The 18,225-nt window shown below is 46.8% G+C and carries 10 protein-coding genes and 1 pseudogene; all 11 read left to right on the top strand.

Features of this window, described 5'->3' with window-relative positions; all coding sequences use genetic code 11:
• Window positions 1-2: 2 nt before the first annotated feature.
• Window positions 3-1,274 carry a phenylacetate--CoA ligase family protein gene (locus C6H66_RS08325; protein WP_105395326.1) on the top strand — a complete coding sequence of 424 codons (1,272 nt, stop codon included), beginning with the start codon at window positions 3-5 and terminating at the stop codon, window positions 1,272-1,274.
• On the top strand, window positions 1,271-2,194 hold the full coding sequence (locus tag C6H66_RS08320; protein ID WP_105395325.1) for a GNAT family N-acetyltransferase: 924 nt from the start codon (window positions 1,271-1,273) through the stop codon (window positions 2,192-2,194). The genes C6H66_RS08325 and C6H66_RS08320 overlap by 4 nt, the downstream gene beginning before the upstream one ends.
• A 410-nt stretch (window positions 2,195-2,604) precedes the next feature.
• Window positions 2,605-4,168: pseudogene (locus tag C6H66_RS08315) on the top strand (S-type pyocin domain-containing protein).
• 8 nt (window positions 4,169-4,176) lie between these two features.
• Window positions 4,177-4,434: a colicin E3-like toxin immunity protein gene (locus C6H66_RS08310; protein WP_036778200.1), complete on the top strand. Its 258-nt coding sequence runs from the start codon at window positions 4,177-4,179 to the stop codon at window positions 4,432-4,434.
• 94 nt (window positions 4,435-4,528) lie between these two features.
• Window positions 4,529-4,996, top strand: coding sequence for a DUF6392 family protein (locus C6H66_RS08305; RefSeq protein WP_105395324.1), 468 nt, complete (start codon window positions 4,529-4,531; stop codon window positions 4,994-4,996).
• Window positions 4,997-5,104: 108 nt separating this feature from the next.
• Complete coding sequence (locus C6H66_RS08300) at window positions 5,105-5,572, top strand: DUF6392 family protein (RefSeq protein ID WP_105395323.1); 468 nt, start codon at window positions 5,105-5,107, stop codon at window positions 5,570-5,572.
• Window positions 5,573-5,680: 108 nt separating this feature from the next.
• On the top strand, window positions 5,681-6,148 hold the full coding sequence (locus tag C6H66_RS08295; RefSeq protein ID WP_036778196.1) for a DUF6392 family protein: 468 nt from the start codon (window positions 5,681-5,683) through the stop codon (window positions 6,146-6,148).
• A gap of 104 nt (window positions 6,149-6,252) precedes the next feature.
• A complete protein-coding gene (locus C6H66_RS08290; RefSeq protein ID WP_105395322.1) occupies window positions 6,253-6,720 on the top strand; it encodes a DUF6392 family protein in 468 nt (155 codons plus the stop codon).
• A gap of 526 nt (window positions 6,721-7,246) precedes the next feature.
• Entirely contained in the window at window positions 7,247-10,144 is a 2,898-nt protein-coding gene (tccA, locus tag C6H66_RS08285; protein ID WP_181150166.1) for an insecticidal toxin complex protein TccA, read from the top strand.
• Between the two features lie 94 nt (window positions 10,145-10,238).
• Window positions 10,239-14,936, top strand: coding sequence for an insecticidal toxin complex protein TccB (gene tccB / locus C6H66_RS08280; protein WP_105395320.1), 4,698 nt, complete (start codon window positions 10,239-10,241; stop codon window positions 14,934-14,936).
• Between the two features lie 129 nt (window positions 14,937-15,065).
• On the top strand, window positions 15,066-18,197 hold the full coding sequence (tccC, locus tag C6H66_RS08275) for an insecticidal toxin complex protein TccC (protein WP_105395319.1): 3,132 nt from the start codon (window positions 15,066-15,068) through the stop codon (window positions 18,195-18,197).
• Window positions 18,198-18,225: the final 28 nt, after the last annotated feature.

Genomic DNA, 18,225 nt, shown 5'->3' with positions numbered 1-18,225 from the left:
TCATGACACTATCATTACACGATCTGGTTGAATACGTCCGCAATCATTCCCCCTTTTTTAGGGATCTTTACCGTGATCTGCCTCGATCTGGCTGGGAGCTAATTGATCTGCCGTTGATCAATCCAGCTGATTATTGGCAACAATCGCAATCGCTGGAGAACTGGCCGGTGTTAACCGGCCCTGTCAACGGCGGTCATGTTTTTAAAACCGGTGGTTCAACCAGTGATGGCAGGTTGTCGGTATTCAGTTGTAGTGAATGGCGCGCTTTTATACGCGCATTTGGTCAAGGGATTGCACAACAATTACAACCTGGCGACCGCTTTGCTAATCTGTTTTTTTCTGGTGATTTGTACACCGGTTTGCTGTTTATTCACGGTGCCTTGTCCTATTCACCGGTGCCGGTGGTGGAGTATCCGTTTACCAGCTCCGTTGATGATCGGATACTGACCGACGCTATTATTAACTTGAATATTAATGTCTTGGCTGGGATGCCGGTGCAATTGCTGCGTTTTGCCAGTGCCTTGCAGCAGCGCGGCCAGTCTATGCCGGGCGTTGAGCGCCTGTTGTACGGTGGCGAAAGCCTGTTTCCAGAGCAATTGACACTGTTGAATCAGGTATTTCCTAATGCGCGTATTGGTTCAGTGGGTTGCGCCAGCGTTGACGCGGGTCTCATTGGGGCGGCGTCTCCCGATTGTTGTTATGGCGAACATCGGGTTTTTGATACGGAAACCATTATTGAAATTGTTGACGAAGCCAACGGTCAGCCGATTACGGAGCCTGGCCAAAATGGCCTATTAGTTGTCACCAACCTGCAACGACGCCTGATGCCGATTATCCGTTACCCTACCGGAGATATGGCTTGTTGGTGTGAAGCGCCGGGGCAGCCGCGACGCAAATTCGCTTTGCAGGGGCGGGCAGGAAGCGCTCACCGAATTCGAGTTGGTTCACTATCCATTTTTCCTGACCATATTGCGCGTTTACTGCGACAGCAAGCGGGTGTACTCGCTTGGCAGTTATTGCTGAGCCGTCAGAACGGCATGGATAACATACAACTCTTGTTAGCCGGAAATTTATCACTGATGCCATCGGCAACATCAATGCGTCAAGCATTGCTGACGGACCAACCCGCTATGGCAAAGTTATGTGATCAGGGCTTCCTGCATGTGGAGGTCACTTACTGCGCCTTGGAAAATATGGTCACTCATCCTCGATCCGGTAAGTTGGTGCGGGTGGTTGATAATCGTGGTTATAGTGCTGAAGAGAAGGCGGCATGAGCATAAATCCAGTAATGCCATTCATTCGATTATTCCGGGAAGGGGATTCTACCGGTGTTAGTGCGTTATTTCGGGCTGTTTACGGCGAAGATTATGTCTACCCGGAAGTCTATTTACCCACGATGCTTGGCCGCTATAACGCGGCTAAACAGTGGTATTCTGCTGTTGCGGTACAGGATGGACAAGTATTAGGGCATGCGGCGCTGTGGCGGGATGAACAGTGTCCATTAAGCGCTGAATTGGCGTTGATCGCGGTACACCCGCAGGCGCGTGGGCAAGGTATTGCCACCGCATTGGGCCGATATTTGTGTCATCAGGCTAAGAAAATGGGGTTAAGCATACTCACGATTAAACAGGTGTCGTCACATAACCACAGCCAACGTTTGGCCCAAAATTTGGGCTTTCACACGACGGGTTTACTGCCGGATTATGTAACGTCACCATTTGATCAGGCACGGCCGGAAAGCATTGTACTGGGGTGTTTGCCTTTACAAAGCTGGCCGTTTCCAGAGTTACATTGGCCTTCCGGTTGGCAAAGGTGGCTGACATCGGTGACTCAAGTGTTTGGTCAAGAGCCTCTGCAACCGGAGGAGCTGGCTGATGCGGATATCCGTATAACCAATCATGGGCGTCGGTTGGAAGTGTGGATAGAAAAGCAGACAACCGAGCGGGTAAAAGAGGTAGCGGAGTTACCGGCACACAAACTGGTATATGTGAAACTGCCGGTAGGGGAAGGCACTCTCCAGGCGATGGAAATTTTGCAACAGGCGGGATTTGCCTGTACAGGGTTTGTGCCCGGTTATCATCATCGTTGGGAGGCTTTACTGGTTCGCGGGCATAGTAGGAAAGAGTTAGCCTTAAATTGTCAGTTTGCTCGCCGTTTGCACCAACAAAGCATGTTTGCTTGTGCAAGCGCATAGTTTTCCTGCAATGCTCAGAGGCAATCTGGTAAAGCTCATCAAAGCCTGAATAGTTTTGTAGATTGTTGACAAAGTGTTGGTCTTTCGGTCAGCACTTTGAACGGTTAATGATTAACAATTGACCGTGGCTTGCAAAAATCTGTTGTGTATTTCTGCTAACTCGTCACTGTTTCTTAAATTTATTCATGAAACTCACTTTTGTTTAATTTTTGTAATAAAATTGTTATAAAACATAGTTAATTACCAGTATCAATCGACATTATTTCTCTAATTTTCAGAATATTCCTATATATTTTTAGTTGAAATTCATTGCACTATTGATCACTTATTAATCCATAAGTGACAAAAGCATGATGATGATTTCAGTTAGATTCACTCTTCATGTTGTAAGTCATTGGAGAAGTGAATAAATGGCAATAGGGTATTTCCTGCTCGTTGGTGATAAAACAACCTGTGGCGGACAGATTATCACCGGTGATCACACCATGACATTTAATGGGCGGGCAACCGCTCGTGAAGGGGATAAAGTTACCTGTGGCAAACATCCCGGTACTTACACGATTGTCGGTGGTGTATCCGATGTGTTTGACATGGGGCGCAAGCTGGCTGGCACATTGGACAGTGTGAGTACTTGCCCCTGTCGGGCTAGGTTTATCAATTCCGAGATGGACAGCTATGAGAAGCAGGATAAGGCTGCTGACCGGGTTGCCGCTCCCACAAATATGGTGCAACAGCACTTCTCTTCTCCGGTAAAGGATGTGGGAAGCCCGCCCGCAACGCAGGCGCCTCCGCCGCCGATACCGGTGTTTACAAAGTCCTGCCAGCGGGGTAAAGGCTGTACCGATGCCGGAACCGAGCTTGAACCGGCGAATAATTTTGGCAGAATGGCGATATATCAGGTGCCGTCATCTCCCACTCCGGTGACGCCGCAAAAACCAGAACCGCCTCCACAAGAGAAGAAACACCCGCCAGAACCAGATAAGCCGCAGGATAAAAAACTACCGTGGTATAAGCGGTGGTTCCGTGGTGGTGAAGATAAAGCCGAAGCGGCTGCTGCTGCCGTGGCCGCCACTGCCCGCAGCGCAGTAGCGGAAGGGGAAACGCTGGTGATGCGTTACATTGGTGGCGGCGCTATTAGTGCAGGACGTTGGCTGGCGGCACCGAATCCGGTGACAGTTGGGCTAATGGGGCTGTTTTATTCACCGGCGTTGAATCAGGGTGAAGAGGATTACTTAGACCCGTATCGCCTGAGGCAGATAGCGGAACAGTATGGTAAAGCACCAACGCGTGTACGTTTTCGCTGGATCAGCGATGAAAAAAGCGGCAGGATGACGGTTCAGGGATATCACGTCAGCCCGGAAGGTGGTCTGGATAAAGTGCCGGTTCGCATGATGACGCTGAATCGGACCACCGGTAATTACGAGTTCTGGGAACCGGGAGAGACCTGGCCGACAATTTTTATGGACGCCGAGCGAGCAGGAATTCAAGGTTCCAGCCCATACCGGGAATGAAGAACAGCCGTTTATTCCGTCGCAAATAACCGTGTTGCCGATCCCGGATAAAGTGGGCAGCGATATTGAATCGTTGCCGATGCCGGAAGAGAAGGATTTCCGCGATTATATTCTGGTATTCCCCATTCCGAATATGCCGCCGGTGTATGTGTATTTGAGTAAACCTAGAAATGGATTGCCTCAAGATGGACACGACTATCATCCTGCCCCAAAAACAGAGGAAATTACTGGGGTTTCTGGGTTACGGTCAGCTAAGAAAAAAACTCCAAAACAAAGCGGAGGTGGTAAACGAGATAGATGGATCGATAGCAAAGGCCGCCGAATTTATGAATGGGACTCTCAACATGGTGAATTGGAGGTTTACCGGGTAAGTGACGGTGAGCACCTTTGCTCTGTAGATTATAAGACTGGGAAAGAGTTAAAACCCGCTGTCAAAGGACGAAACATTAAACAGTATTTGTGAGGTATATAATGGGATTGAAATTAAGATTGGAGTGGTTTGATAAACAAACAGAATTAGGGGAAGGGTGTGAGTATTCCAAGGATTTTGGAGATAATGCTGATGTTATGGCTAGTGGGTTGGGAATATCAACAGAAGATAATATAAATAACGGTGGCTTTGATGTGGAATCTAAATGGGTGAGCGTTTTACAGCCTCACTTCTGTCATCAAATTGATTTATCAGCTTATGATTATCAAATCTCTTTTGATTATAGAGATTTGTGGTGAATAGAGATTCAGCGGATAGTGGGATAGCGGGCAACAAACCATTATCCGTGTTTAACATAGGTTCTGTTCCACATACGCCAGATTTTGTGTATAAATGACTATCAACGTTGAAGCCCTAATTAATAGTTTGGGGAAAACTTATCAGGAAATTTTTGATGAGGGATTAATTCCTTATAAAACTAAGCCATCAGGTTTCTCTGGTGGTGAAGTGGTACGTCTGGATATGGTAAGAGAGGGAGTTTTTCTGGCGTTTTATCGCGAGGGAAAGCGTTTAAAAGAAATTACATTGACTCTATTTGATGAAAAGAGACCCCTATATCAATTTCCAAATAAGCTACCATCTCCTTTGGTATCTCAAATGTCACGACAGTGGGTTCATGAGCAGTTTGGGGAGCCTGAAAAATCAAAGCCTCCAGAGGTAATAATGAAGCGTCAATTTGGGTGGACTGATTTATATACTGTTTTGGATTTTCGCATACCAACCAGTATGCAGATTGATTACGATCTATTGGAACAAGTGAAGTCAATTGCATTCTTACCCACATCAGAAGTACGTTGGTAATCAACAATGGATGGGAGATTATTTTTAAAAGCCAATTCATTTTCGGGTAGTTTGAAAAATAAAGTCGTAGATGAATTGGCTGAACCGAGAATAGAGGTTATATGAATAATGACTATCAACGTTGAAGCCCTAATTAATAGCTTAGGGAAAACCTATCAGGAAATTTTTGATAAAGGACTAATCCCTTATAAAACCAAGCCGTCAGGTTTTCCCGGAGACTCTGATATATCTCTTAATATGGCTAAAGAAGGGACTTTCTTATCATTTTTGCGAGAAAATAAAGTACTTACTGAGATAACGTTAACTTTAATTAATCACAAACGACCTAATTTTATATTTCCTAATGAATTGCCTTCCCCTTTGATACCGCAGATGTCCCGGCAATGGATTCATAGACATTTTGGTCAGCCTGAAAAATCACTTCCGCCACGAAAAAGGTTAACTAGAGAAATTGGCTGGACTGAGCTATATACCTTATTGAATTTTCGTATTTCAACCAGTATGCAGGTTGATTACGATTTGCTGGAGCAAGTCAGAATGGTGACTTTTTTGCCTACATCAGAGGTGCGTTGGTAATCAACAGATTATGAGTGGTTATTTTTAAAAGCCAATTCATTTGTGAATAGTTTGGAAAGTTAAATCTCAGATGCATTGTCTGAATCGAGAATAGAGGTGATATAAATAATGACGATTAACATTGAAGCCCTAATTAATAGCTTAGGGAAAACCTATCAGGAGATTTTTGATAAAGGACTAATCCCTTATAAAACCAAGCCGTCAGGTTTTCCCGGAGACTCTGATATATCTCTTGATATGGCTAAAGAAGGGACTTTCTTATCATTTTTGCGAGAAAATAAAGTACTTACTGAGATAACGTTAACTTTAATTAATCACAGACGACCTAATTTTATATTCCCTAATGAATTGCCTCCCCCTTTGATACCGCTGATGTCTCGACAGTGGGTTCATGAACATTTTGGTGAGCCTGAAAAATCACTTCCGCTAAGGAAAAGATTAACTAGAGAAATTGGCTGGACTGAGTTATATACTTTATTGGATTTTCGTATTCCAACTAGCATGCAGGTTGATTACAATTTGCTGGAGCAAGTCAGAATGGTGACTTTTTTGCCTACGTCAGAGGTGCGTTGGTAATTAATATATATGATAGGTTTTTTTAAAATCCAATTCATTTTCAGGTAATTTGAAAAATAAAATCGTAGATGAATTGGACTAACTAAGAGTAGGAATTTATACAAATGACAGTCAACATAGATGCGCTAATAAATAGCTTAGGGAAGTCTTATCAGGAAATCTTCGATGAAGGACTAATTCCTTATAAAACTAAACCAACAGGATATCCTGGAGATCCTAATATATCCCTGCATATGATTAAAGAAGGTGTACATCTTGCTTTTAGGAGGAATGGTAAGATTTTATTTGCGATAGGGCTTATCTTGATTGATGAGAAAAAAGATTCATACCAATTTCCAAATGAACTCCCACCACGACTAATTCCTATCATGTCTCGGCAATGGATTCATGAACAGTTTGGTGAACCTGAAAGATCACTTCCGCCAAGGAGAAGGTTAACTAAAGAAATTGGTTGGACTGAGCTATATACCTTATTGGATTCTCGTATTCCGACCAGCATGCAGGTTGATTACGATTTGCTGGAGCGGGTCAGGTTGGTGACTTTCTTACCCACATCAGTAGTGCGTTGGTAATCAATAAAGAGCCTCTTATTTAGATCCTTAGCTGTTTAAGTATGTGGAATTTGACTTATTCACTTCTCATTACCCTCCAATAGGTTATTTGTTTAAAAAAATAATAAAGATACGCGAGTGATCTTCATCATATTGATATAAAAGATTATTTTTCTGCCATTGCCACCGTTATTCATCAATATTCCGGCATATCAGGTATTACCTTATTCAAGACGCGATATTGCAAACTATTGTTAATTATTTTGTAAATTAATTATAAATATACGTAAATGTTTATTCTAAGTAATTATATAAAGGTAAAGTTATTTTATTGTCTGCATTTTGTTTTTTAATGTAAGCAAGTTTTGTGATTTATTATATTTTTCCTCACACATCATCACTGTGTATAGCGCCTTTAGAAGGTAGGAGGAGCTGATGTTCTAAATGCGCATGTTTGATTTGGTCCCTCTTTTATACATAACGATGGTGATTATTTTTTGCGCGAAAAAACCTGTTTCTCATGATAAACCTCAATTCAGGAGTCCGTATGAATCAACTCGCCAGTCCCCTGATTTCCCGCACCGAAGAGATCCACAACTTACCCGGTAAATTGACCGATCTTGGTTATACCTCAGTGTTTGATGTGGTACGTATGCCGCGTGAGCGTTTTATTCGTGAGCATCGTGCTGATCTCGGGCGCAGTGCTGAAAAAATGTATGACCTGGCAGTGGGCTATGCTCATCAGGTGTTACACCATTTTCGCCGTAATTCTCTTAGTGAAGCTGTTCAGTTTGGCTTGAGAAGTCCGTTCTCCGTATCAGGCCCGGATTACGCCAATCAGTTTCTTGATGCAAACACGGGTTGGAAAGATAAAGCACCAAGTGGATCACCGGAAGCCAATGATGCGCCGGTAGCCTATCTGACTCATATTTATCAATTGGCCCTTGAACAGGAAAAGAATGGCGCCACTACCATTATGAATACGTTGGCGGAGCGTCGCCCCGATCTGGGTGCTTTATTAATTAATGATAAAGCAATCAATGAGGTGATACCGCAATTGCAGTTGGTCAATGAAATTCTGTCCAAAGCCATTCAGAAGAAACTGAGCTTGACTGATCTGGAAGCGGTAAACGCCAGACTTTCCACTACCCGTTACCCGAATAATCTGCCGTATCATTATGGTCATCAGCAGATTCAGACAGCTCAATCGGTATTGGGTACTACGTTGCAAGATATCACTTTGCCACAGACGCTGGATCTGCCGCAAAACTTCTGGGCAACAGCAAAAGGAAAACTGAGCGATACGACTGCCAGTGCTTTGACCCGACTGCAAATCATGGCGAGTCAGTTTTCGCCAGAGCAGCAGAAAATCATTACGGAGACTGTCGGTCAGGATTTCTATCAGCTTAACTATGGTGACAGTTCGCTTACTGTGAATAGTTTCAGCGACATGACCATAATGACTGATCGAACAAGTTTGACTGTACCCCAGGTAGAACTGATGTTGTGTTCAACCGTTGGGGGTTCTACGGTTGTTAAGTCTGATAATGTGAGTTCTGGTGACATTACAGCGACGCCATTTGCTTACGGTGCCCGCTTTATTCATGCCGGTAAGCCGGAGGCGATTACCCTGAGTCGCAGTGGTGCGGAGGCGCATTTTGCTCTGACGGTTAACAATCTGACAGATGACAAGTTGGACCGTGTTAACCGCACAGTGCGCCTGCAAAAATGGCTGAATCTGTCTTATGAGGATATTGACCTGTTAGTGACTTCTGCTATGGATGCGGAAGCAGGAAATACCGCGCTGTCGATGAACGACAATACGCTGCGTATGTTGGGAGTGTTCAAACATTATCAGGCGAAGTATGGTGTTAGTGCTAAACAATTTGCTGGCTGGCTGCGCGTGGTGGCCCCGTTTGCCATTACACCGGCAACGCCGTTTTTAGACCAAGTGTTTAACTCCGTCGGCACCTTTGATACACCGTTTGTGATAGATAATCAGGATTTTGTCTATACATTGACCACCGGGGGCGATGGGGCGCGTGTTAAGCATATCAGCACGGCACTGGGCCTCAATCATCGTCAGTTCCTGTTATTGGCGGATAATATTGCCCGTCAACAGGGGAATGTCACGCAAAGCACACTCAACTGTAATCTGTTTGTGGTGTCAGCTTTCTACCGTCTGGCTAATTTGGCGCGTACATTGGGGATAAATCCAGAGTCTTTCTGTGCTTTGGTTGATCGATTAGATGCAGGTACAGGCATCGTCTGGCAGCAATTGGCAGGGAAACCCACAATCACGGTACCGCAAAAAGATTCCCCGCTGGCGGCGGATATTCTGAGTTTGCTGCAAGCGCTAAGTGCGATTGCTCAATGGCAACAACAGCACGATTTAGAATTTTCAGCACTGCTTTTGCTGTTGAGTGACAACCCTACTTCTACTTCGCAGGGCACTGACGATCAATTGAACTTTATCCGTCAGGTGTGGCAGAACCTAGGCAGTACGTTTGTGGGTGCAACATTGTTGTCCCGCAGTGGGGCGCCATTAGTCGATACCAACGGCCACGCTATTGACTGGTTTGCTCTGCTCTCAGCAGGTAATAGTCCGCTTATCGATAAGGTTGGTCTGGTGACTGATGCTGGCATACAAAGTGTTATAGCAACGGTGGTCAATACACAAAGCTTATCTGATGAAGATAAGAAGCTGGCAATCACTAATCTGACGAATACGTTTAATCAGGCACAGAAAACTCAACAGGGCGTGGCCGTCAGTCTGTTGGCGCAGACTCTGAACGTGAGTCAGTCACTGCCTGCGTTATTGTTGCGCTGGAGTGGACAAACAACCTATCAGTGGCTGAGTGCGACTTGGGCATTGAAGGAGACCGTTAAGACCGCCGCTGATATTCCCGCTGACTATCTGCGTCAATTACGTGAAGTGGTACGCCGCTCCTTGTTGACCCAACAATTCACGCTGAGTCCTGCAATGGTGCAAACCTTGCTGGACTATCCAGCCTATTTTGGCGCTTCCGCAGAAACAGTGACCGATATCAGTTTGTGGATGCTTTATACCCTGAGCTGTTATAGCGATTTATTGCTCCAAGTGGGTGAAGCTGGTGGTACCGAAGATGATGTACTGGCCTACCTGCGCACGGCTAATGCTGCTACACCGTTGAGCCAATCTGATGCTGCACAGACGTTGGCAACGCTATTGGGTTGGGAGGTTAACGAGTTGCAAGCCGCTTGGTCGGTATTGGGCGGGATTGCTAAGACCACACCGCAACTGGATACGCTTCTGCGTCTGCAACAGGCACAGAACCAAACTGGTCTTGGCGTTACACAGCAACAGCAAGGCTATCTTCTGAGTCGTGACAGTGATTATACCCTTTGGCAAAGCACCGGTCAGGCGATGGTAGCTGGCGTATCCCATGTCAAGGGCAGTAACTGAGCATGGCAGAAGCTCACTACCTGAGTGGATTTGATTTTTCCGTATGGCCCAATGAGGCTATTTTTAAACCGCCATTTAAGTAAGGCAGATAATTATGTTATCGACAATGGAAAAACAACTGAATGAATCCCAGCGTGATGCGTTGGTGACTGGCTATATGAATTTTGTGGCGCCGACGCTGAAAGGCGTTGGTGGTCAGCCGGTGACGGTGGAAGACTTGTACGAATATTTGCTGATTGACCCGGAAGTGGCCGATGAGGTTGAGACCAGCCGGGTAGCACAAGCGATTGCCAGCATACAGCAATATATGACTCGTTTGGTCAATGGTTCTGAGCCGGGGCGTCAAGCGATGGAACCTTCTACGGCTAACGAATGGCGTGATAGTGATAACCAATATGCTATCTGGGCTGCGGGGGCTGAGGTTCGAAATTACGCTGAAAACTACATTTCTCCCATCACTCGGCAGGAAAAAAGCCATTATTTCTCGGAGCTGGAGACGACTTTAAACCAGAACCGACTCGATCCGGATCGGGTGCAGGATGCTGTTTTGGCGTATCTCAATGAGTTTGAGGCAGTGAGTAATCTATATGTGCTTAGTGGTTATATTAATCAGGATAAATTTGACCAAGCTATCTACTACTTTATTGGTCGCACAACTACTAAACCGTATCGCTACTACTGGCGTCAGATGGATTTGAGTAAAAACCGTCAAGATCCGGCAGGGAATCCGGTGACGCCAAATTGCTGGAATGATTGGCAGGAAATCACCTTGCCGCTGTCTGGTGATACGGTGTTGGAGCATACAGTTCGCCCGGTATTTTATAATGATCGACTATATGTGGCTTGGGTTGAGCGTGATCCGGCAGTACAGAAGGATGCTGACGGCAAAGATATCGGTAAGAGCCATGCCTACAGCATAAAGTTTGGTTATAAACGCTATGATGATACTTGGACGGCACCGAATACGACTACGCTGATGACGCAGCAAGCAGGGGAAAGTTCAGAAACACAGCGATCCAGCCTGCTGATTGATGAATCGAGCACCACATTGCGTCAAATCAATCTGCTGGCTACCACCGATTTTAGTATCGACCCGACGGAAGAAACGGACAGTAACCCGTATGGCCGTCTGATGTTAGGAGTGTTTGTCCGTCAATTTGAAGGTGATGGGGCTAATAGAAAAAATAAACCTGCTGTTTATGGTTATCTCTATTGTGACTCAGCTTTCAATCGTCATGTTCTCAGGCCGTTAAGTAAGAACTTTTTGTTCAGTACTTACCGTGATGAAACGGATGGTCAAAACTGCTTGCAATTTGCGGTATACGATAAAAAGTATGTAATTACTAAGGTTGTTACAGGTGCAACGGAAGATCCGGAAAGTACAGGATGGGTAAGTAAAGTTGATGACTTGAAACAAGGCACTACTGGGGCCTATGTGTATATCGATCAAGATGGCCTGACGCTTCATATCCAAACCACAACTAATGGGGATTTTATTAACCGTCATACGTTTGGATATAACGATCTTGTATATGATTCTAAGTCTGGTTATGGTTTCACGTGGTCAGGAAATGAAGGTTTTTATCTGGATTACCATGATGGAAATTATTACACCTTTCATAATGCAATAATCAACTACTATCCGTCTGGATATGGTGGTGGATCTGTTCCTAATGGAACGTGGGCGTTAGAGCAAAGGATTAATGAGGGATGGGCTATTGCTCCCCTGCTTGATACTCTCCATACTGTTACTGTGAAGGGCAGTTATATCGCTTGGGAAGGGGAAACACCTACCGGTTATAATCTGTATATTCCAGATGGTACCGTGTTGCTAGATTGGTTTGATAAAATAAATTTTGCTATTGGTCTTAATAAGCTTGAGTCTGTATTTACGTCGCCAGATTGGCCAACACTAACCACTATCAAAAATTTCAGTAAAATCGCCGATAACCGCAAATTCTATCAGGAAATCAATGCTGAGACGGCGGATGGACGCAACCTGTTTAAACGTTACAGTGCTCAAACTTTCAGACTTACCAGCGGTGCAACTTATTCTACAACTTATACCTTGTCCGAAGCGGATTTCTCCACTGATCCGGATAAAAACTACCTACAGGTTTGTTTGAATGTCGTGTGGGATCATTATGACCGCCCGTCAGGGAAAAAAGGGGCCTATTCTTGGGTCTGTAAGTGGTTTAACGTCTATGTTGCGTTGCAAGATAGCAAAGCTCCGGATGCCATTCCTCGATTAATTTCCCGTTATGATAGTAAACGTGGTCTGGTGCAATATCTGGACTTCTGGACCTCATCATTACCTGCAAAAACCCGTCTTAACACCACTTTTGTACGTACCTTGATTGAGAAAGCTAATCTTGGGCTGGATAGCTTGCTGGATTACACCTTGCAGGCAGATCCTTCTCTGGAAGCAGATTTAGTGACTGACGGCAAAAGCGAACCAATGGACTTTAACGGTTCAAACGGTCTCTATTTCTGGGAATTGTTCTTTCACCTGCCGTTTTTGGTTGCTACACGCTTTGCCAACGAACAGCAATTTTCGCCGGCACAAAAGAGTTTGCATTACATCTTTGATCCGGCGATGAAAAACAAGCCACACAATGCCCCGGCTTACTGGAATGTACGTCCGTTGGTTGAAGGAAACAGCGATTTGTCACGTCATTTGGACGATTCTATAGACCCAGATACTCAAGCTTATGCTCATCCGGTGATATACCAGAAAGCGGTGTTTATTGCCTATGTCAGTAACCTGATTGCTCAGGGAGATATGTGGTATCGCCAATTGACTCGTGATGGTCTGACTCAGGCCCGTGTCTATTACAATCTGGCCGCTGAATTGCTAGGGCCTCGTCCGGATGTATCGCTGAGTAGCACTTGGACGCCGCAAACTCTCGATACTTTGGCAGCCGGGCAAAAAACGGTTTTACGTGATTTTGAGCACCAGTTGGCTAATAGTGATACCGATTTACCCGCATTGCCGGGCCGCAATGTCAGCTACTTGAAACTGGCAGATAATGGCTACTTTAATGAACCGCTCAATGTTCTGATGTTGTCTCACTGGGATACGTTGGATGCACGGTTATACAATCTGCGTCATAACCTGACCGTTGATGGCAAGCCGCTTTCGCTGCCGCTGTATGCTGCGCCTGTTGATCCGGTCGCGTTGTTGGCTCAACGCGCTCAGTCCGGCACGTTGACGAATGGCGTCAGTGGCGCCATGTTGACGGTGCCGCCATACCGTTTCAGCGCTATGTTGCCGCGAGCTTACAGCGCCGTGGGTACGCTAACCGGTTTTGGTCAGAACCTGCTTAGCTTGTTGGAACGTAGCGAACGAGCCGGTCAAGAAGAGTTGGCGCAACAGCAACTGTTGGATATGTCCAGCTATGCCATCACGTTGCAACAACAGGCGCTGGATGGATTGGCGGCGGATCGTCTGGCGCTGCTAGCTAGTCAGGCTACGGCACAACAGCGTCATGACCATTATTACACTTTGTATCAGAACAACATCTCCAGTGCGGAACAACTGGTGATGGACACCCAAACGTCAGCACAATCCCTGATTTCTTCTTCCACCGGTGTACAAACTGCCAGTGGGGCACTGAAAGTGATCCCGAATATCTTTGGTTTGGCTGATGGCGGCTCGCGCTATGAAGGGGTAACGGAAGCGATTGCCATCGGGTTAATGGCTGCCGGACAAGCCACCAGCGTGGTGGCCGATCGTTTGGCAACCACGGAGAATTACCGCCGCCGCCGTGAAGAGTGGCAAATCCAGTACCAACAGGCACAGTCTGAGGTCGACGCATTACAGAAACAGTTGGATGCGCTGGCAGTGCGCGAGAAAGCAGCTCAAACTTCCCTGCAACAGGCTAAGGCACAGCAGGTACAAATTCGGACTATGCTGACTTACCTGACTACTCGTTTCACCCAAGCGACTCTGTACCAGTGGTTAAGTGGTCAATTATCCGCGTTGTATTATCAAGCCTATGATGCCGTGGTTGTTCTCTGCCTCTCTGCCCAAGCTTGCTGGCAGTATGAATTGGGTGATCGCACCACCACGTTTATCCAGACCGGTACCTGGAATGACCATTATCGGGGTTTGCAAGTGGGGGAGACACTGCAACTCAATTTGCATCAGATGGAAGCGGCCTATTTGGTTCGTCATGAACGCCGTCTTAATGTGATCCGTACTGTGTCGCTCAAAAGCTTATTGGGTGATGATGGTTTTGGTAAGTTAAAAACTGAGGGCAAAGTCGACTTTCCATTAAGCGAAAAGCTATTTGACAACGACTATCCGGGACACTATTTGCGCCAGATTAAAACTGTGTCAGTGACATTGCCGACGTTAGTCGGGCCGTATCAAAACGTGAAGGCAACGCTCACTCAGACCAGCAGCAGTATATTGTTAGCAGCAGATATCAATGGTGTTAAACGTCTCAATGATCCGACAGGTAAAGAGGGTGATGCGACGCATATTGTCACCAATTTGCGAGCCAGCCAGCAGGTGGCGCTCTCTTCTGGCATTAATGATGCCGGTAGCTTTGAGCTGCGTCTGGAGGATGAGCGCTATCTATCATTTGAGGGGACTGGAGCAGTTTCCAAATGGACGCTCAACTTCCCGCGTTCTGTGGATGAGCATATTGACGATAAGACATTGAAAGCGGATGAGATGCAGGCCGCACTGTTGGCGAATATGGATGATGTACTGGTGCAGGTAAATTATACCGCCTGCGACGGCGGCGCCAGTTTCGCAAACCAGGTCAAGAAAACACTCTCTTAAATTAACTTTTAACTAATCCCTCCCACTCTGTTCGTCAGAGTGGGAGAGGTCTGTCATACCTGAAATCAATCTTGCGATCTTTCTCCATTTCATTGGAAGGGAAGCTGTAAAACAAATAAGGAATATGATATGAGTACGTCTGATACCACTCTTTATACTCAAACCCCAACAGTCAGCGTGTTAGATAATCGCGGCCTGTCCATTCGTGATATTGGTTTTCATCGTGTTGTGATTGGGGGGGATACTGACACCCGCGTCACCCGTCACCAGTATGATGTCCGCGGATATCTGAATCAGAGTATTGATCCACGCTTGTATGATGCAAAGCAGGCTGATAACTCAGTAAAGCCTAATTTTGTCTGGCAGCATGATCTGGCCGGTCATGCCTTGCGGACAGAGAGTGCCGATGCTGGTCGTACTGTCGCATTAAATGATATTGAAGGTCGTCCGGTAATGACGATGAATGCGACAGGTATTCGTCAGACGCGTCGCTATGAAGGCAATACTTTGCCCGGTCGCTTGTTATCTGTGAGCGAGCAAGTTTTCGACCAAGAGAGTGCCCAAGTGACCGAGCGCTTTATCTGGGCTGAGAATACCACAGTGGTGAAAGAGTATAACCTCTCCGGTCTGTGTATCCGCCACTACGACACGGCGGGAGTGACCCGATTGATGAGTCAATCACTGGCGGGCGCCATGCTATCCCAATCTCACCAATTGCTGGCGCAAGGGCAGGAGGCTAACTGGAGCGGTGACGATGAAACTGTCTGGCAGGGGATGCTGGCAAGTGAGGTTTATACGACACAAAGTACCACCAATGCCATCGGGGCTTTACTGACCCAAACCGATGCGAAAGGCAATATTCAGCGTCTGGCTTATGACATTGCCGGTCAGTTAAAAGGGAGTTGGTTGACGGTGAAAGGCCAGAGTGAACAGGTGATTGTTAAGTCCCTGAGCTGGTCAGCCGCAGGTCATAAGCTGCGTGAAGAGCACGGTAACGGTGTTATTACGGAGTACAGTTATGAACCGGAAACTCAACGTCTGATAGGCATCACCACCCGACGCGCCGAAGGGAGTCAATCAGGAAGCAGAGTATTGCAGGATCTACGCTATGAGTATGATCCGGTGGGGAATATCGTCAGTATCCATAATGATGCCGAAGCCACCCGCTTTTGGCGCAATCAGAAAGTGGAGCCGGAGAATCGCTATGTTTATGATTCTCTGTATCAGCTTATGAGTGCGACAGGGCGTGAAATGGCCAATATCGGCCGACAAAGCAACCAGCTTCCCTCACCCGTTATACCTGTTCCTGCCGATGACAGTACCTATACCAATTACCTTCGCACCTATACTTATGACCGTGGCGGTAATTTAGTTCAAATCCGACACAGTTCACCCGCGACTCAAAATAGTTACACCACAGATATCACCGTTTCAAGCCGCAGTAACCGGGCGGTATTGAGTACATTAACGACAGATCCAACCCAAGTGGATACGCTATTTGATGCCGGCGGTCATCAGAAGATGTTAATGCCAGGGCAAAATCTGGATTGGAATCTCCGGGGTGAATTACAACGAGTCACACCGGTGAACCGCGAAAATAGCAGTGACAGTGAATGGTATCGTTATAGCAGTGATGGCGTGCGGCTGCTAAAAGTGAGTGAACAGCAGACGGGCAACAGTACTCAAGTACAACGGGTGACTTATCTGCCGGGATTAGAGCTACGCACCACTGGGGTTACAGATAAAACAACCGAAAGTTTGCAGGTGATTACGGTAGGTGAAGCGGGTCGCGCACAGGTAAGGGTATTGCACTGGGAAAGTGGTAAGCCGACAGATATTGACAACAATCAGGTGCGCTACAGCTACGATAATCTTCTCGGCTCCAGCCAGCTTGAATTGGATAGCGAAGGGCAGATTCTCAGTCAGGAAGAGTATTATCCGTATGGCGGCACGGCGATATGGGCGGCGAAAAATCAGACAGAAACCAGCTACAAATTTGTTCGTTACTCCGGTAAAGAACGGGATGCCACTGGATTGTATTATTACGGCTACCGTTATTATCAACCTTGGGTGGGTCGATGGTTGAGTGCTGATCCGGCGGGAACCGTGGATGGGCTGAATTTGTACCGAATGGTGAGGAATAACCCCATTACATTGACTGACCATGACGGATTAGCACCATCTCCGAACCGAAATCGGAACACATTTTGGTTTGCCTCGTTTCTGTTTCGTAAACCTGATGAGGGAATGTCTGCGTCAATGAGGCGGGGGCAAAAAATTGGCAGAGCTATTGCCGGAGGGATTGCGATTGGCGGTCTTGCGGCCGCCATTGCCGGTACGGCTGGCGCGGCTATCCCCGTCATTTTGGGGGTTGCGGCCGTAGGTGCAGGGATTGGCGCGTTGATGGGATATAACGTCGGTAGCCTGCTGGAAAAAGGCGGGGCATTACTCGCTCGACTCGTACAGGGGAAATCGACGTTAGTACAGTCGGCGGCTGGCGCGGCTGCCGGAGCGAGTTCAGCCGCGGCTTATGGTGCACGGGCACAAGGCGTTGGTGTTGCATCAGTCGCCGGGGCGGTAACAGGGGCGGTGGGATCATGGATAAATAATGCTGACCGGGGGATTGGTGGCGCTATTGGGGCCGGGAGTGCGGTAGGCACCATTGACACTATGTTAGGGACTTCCTCTACCCTTACCCATGAAGTCGGGGCAGCGGCGGGTGGGGCGGCTGGTGGGATGATCACCGGTACACAAGGGAGTACTCGGGCAGGTATCCATGCCGGTATTGGCACCTATTATGGCTCCTGGATTGGTTTTGGTTTAGATGTCGCCAGTAACCCCGCCGGGCATTTAGCTAATTACGCGGTGGGTTATGCCGCTGGTTTGGGGGCTGAAATGGCTGTCAACAGAATAATGGGTGGTGGATTTTTGGGTAGGCTCTTAGGCCGGGCTGTCAGCCCATATGCCGCCGGTTTAGCCAGACAATTAGTACATTTCAGTGTCGCCAGACCTGTATTTGAACCGATATTTAGTGTGCTCGGCGGGCTTGCTGGCGGCATTGGAACTGGCTTGCACAGAGTGATGGGAAGAGACAGTTGGATTTCCAGAGCGTTAAGTGCTGTCGGTGGTGGTATAGATCATGTCGCTGGCATGATTGGTAATCAGATCAGAGGCAGGGTCCTGACCACAACCGGGATCGCTAATGCGATAGATTATGGCACCAGTGCTGTGGGAGCCGCACGACGAGTTTTTTCTTTGTAGTCAATATGTTGTAATAAACATTACCGGA

Origin of the sequence: Photorhabdus hindustanensis, assembly GCF_002968995.1 — a bacterium.
GTDB classification, from domain to species: Bacteria; Pseudomonadota; Gammaproteobacteria; order Enterobacterales; family Enterobacteriaceae; genus Photorhabdus; species Photorhabdus akhurstii.
This window is presented reverse-complemented; position numbering and strand designations above follow the sequence as displayed.

Coding starts and splice junctions, on each gene's coding strand:
- tccA (WP_181150166.1), top strand. CDS start 7,247: ATGAATCAACTCGCCAGTCCCCTGATTTCCCGCACCGAAGAGATCCAC.
- C6H66_RS08290 (WP_105395322.1), top strand. CDS start 6,253: ATGACAGTCAACATAGATGCGCTAATAAATAGCTTAGGGAAGTCTTAT.
- C6H66_RS08320 (WP_105395325.1), top strand. CDS start 1,271: ATGAGCATAAATCCAGTAATGCCATTCATTCGATTATTCCGGGAAGGG.
- C6H66_RS08295 (WP_036778196.1), top strand. CDS start 5,681: ATGACGATTAACATTGAAGCCCTAATTAATAGCTTAGGGAAAACCTAT.
- tccB (WP_105395320.1), top strand. CDS start 10,239: ATGTTATCGACAATGGAAAAACAACTGAATGAATCCCAGCGTGATGCG.
- C6H66_RS08305 (WP_105395324.1), top strand. CDS start 4,529: ATGACTATCAACGTTGAAGCCCTAATTAATAGTTTGGGGAAAACTTAT.
- C6H66_RS08300 (WP_105395323.1), top strand. CDS start 5,105: ATGACTATCAACGTTGAAGCCCTAATTAATAGCTTAGGGAAAACCTAT.
- C6H66_RS08325 (WP_105395326.1), top strand. CDS start 3: ATGACACTATCATTACACGATCTGGTTGAATACGTCCGCAATCATTCC.
- tccC (WP_105395319.1), top strand. CDS start 15,066: ATGAGTACGTCTGATACCACTCTTTATACTCAAACCCCAACAGTCAGC.
- C6H66_RS08310 (WP_036778200.1), top strand. CDS start 4,177: ATGGGATTGAAATTAAGATTGGAGTGGTTTGATAAACAAACAGAATTA.